The sequence below is a fragment of the Polaromonas sp. P1_E1_2 genome (genome assembly GCF_056406035.1).
Window position 1 is genome coordinate 1 of sequence record NZ_JBFUAZ010000759.1, and the last position, 1,707, is coordinate 1,707.

Sequence of the window (1,707 nt, forward strand, 5' to 3'; positions counted from 1 at the left end):
AGCATGGCGGCTAATGTTTGACGTGAGCGAGCGCCGAAGGCGATCCGCTCTCGATGGAATTGTTAACCCTCATCGTCCATCCCTCGCGCTTGCTCGAAATCCTGCTATCAAATTAGGAGAAAATCCAGAGCACTGGATTGCGGTTGCAGCGCTTGAGGCTGAACCGGAGAGCACACTTTTAGACCAGCTAAAAGCCAGTGCCAACAAGTGGCGGAAGCGGTGAGATTCGAACTCACGGAGGACTTGCATCCTCGGCAGTTTTCAAGACTGCTGCATTCAACCGCTCTGCCACGCTTCCGAGCCGCATAGTTTAACCGCTAGTCGGCGCTCATCTGGCTCGTTGATGAGCCACTGTCGATAAATGCGGTTTCGCAGCCTGGACAACAGGCGCGCCTGGCGCATCGGCTGCCTTCCACACATTGAATTACTCACGAGGGCAGGGTGCTGCCAAAAATAGAGGGCTGAAGTCCACCTCTTTTGGTTCGTCATTGGTCACTTTGTGACTGTCAAGCAAATAGAGCCAAAAAAACGGACTTATTTCCTGGAACTATTTCCTCTCCGCTTCCCAAACGTTTTTGGGAACGGTGACTAAAGGCGCTGGTACAGCCATGATTGAAACATTCAGTTACAGCACTTTAAGAGGACACAAATATGACTGCTCCAGCATTCACCCCCGAGTCGGCAGAGAAGGTTACTACGGCATTTGTGCATGCCACCGGCGCCCGCTGGTCGTTTCCGCGGGTCGAAGTCCAGGACCGCGGAACCTTCATGTTGATTAGCGTGGACTCACTTTCCCCAGAAATCCAGGAAATTGGGTTATCCGTCAAGAAATCCATTGCGCATGCCCTGAACCAGGTCATTCCGGCGCACCCTACGCAACGGTTCGGTAACTGGATGGTCGTTTTCTTCCGGGACGGCAGGATGTTCGAAACTGTTCACCCCAGCGAGTTTGAGGTGTAAGGACGCCAGAGTGGCCTGCTATCTGCCTGCTATATATATATGAGTCAGCCGCCCGTCGTGGCCAGGGCCTGTCGCCGAAACGCTGTCCGCAGGCGGCATTCACGACCTTGTCCTACACACCGCCAGCCAGCCGCTGGCTAAACTTTCCTTGCGGCCCGTCCTGGGTCGCACCTCCCTCCACTGGCGAAGCCAGTTTTACTGCCCGGTCCTCCGGGCTTTTTTTTGCCTGCTCGCCCTACGCGGCTTCGGGCTGGGCCAGCAGCATCCCTTTTGTCTCGATAAACGCAATGACCTCCGCAAGGCCGGCATTGGTCTTGAGATTGGTCATGACAAAAGGCTTCAGGCCCTTGGCCGTGGTGCGCATGCGGATGGTGTCCGCCTCCATCACGCCCAGGTCGGCGCCGACATGGGGCGCCAGGTCGGTTTTGTTGATGACGAACAGATCGCTTTTGGTGATGCCCGGCCCGCCTTTGCGCGGGATCTTCTCGCCGGCGGCCACGTCGATCACATAGATGGTGAGGTCGCTCAGCTCGGGACTGAAGGTGGCGGCCAGGTTGTCGCCGCCGGACTCGACGAACACGATGTCGGCGTTGGGGAAGTCCACCAGCATGCGGTCTATGGCTTCGAGGTTGATCGAGGCGTCTTCGCGTATGGCGGTGTGCGGGCAGCCGCCGGTTTCCACGCCCATGATGCGTTCGGCGTCCAGCGCGCCGCTGACGGTCAGGATGCGCTGGTCTTCCTTGGTGT

Annotated in this window: 3 protein-coding genes and 1 tRNA gene; 2 read left to right on the top strand and 2 right to left on the bottom strand. The window is 57.4% G+C overall.

The annotated features are described in order from the left end of the window. The coding region (locus tag AC1D1P_RS22575) for a hypothetical protein (protein WP_477674529.1) at nucleotides 1-223 on the top strand (223 nt) is incomplete at its 5' end. Here the strand turns inward: AC1D1P_RS22575 and AC1D1P_RS22580 are convergent. Next, nucleotides 209-298: transfer RNA gene (locus AC1D1P_RS22580), tRNA-Ser, on the bottom strand. The genes AC1D1P_RS22575 and AC1D1P_RS22580 overlap by 15 nt on opposite strands. Nucleotides 299-651: 353 nt before the next feature. Here AC1D1P_RS22580 and AC1D1P_RS22585 point away from each other — a divergent pair. Then, nucleotides 652-960 carry a hypothetical protein gene (locus AC1D1P_RS22585; protein WP_477668215.1) on the top strand — a complete coding sequence of 103 codons (309 nt, stop codon included), beginning with the start codon at nucleotides 652-654 and terminating at the stop codon, nucleotides 958-960. Nucleotides 961-1,195: 235 nt separating this feature from the next. Here the strand turns inward: AC1D1P_RS22585 and ureG are convergent. Continuing rightward, a partial coding sequence (gene ureG / locus AC1D1P_RS22590; RefSeq protein WP_477674530.1) for an urease accessory protein UreG occupies nucleotides 1,196-1,707 on the bottom strand: 512 nt, incomplete at its 5' end.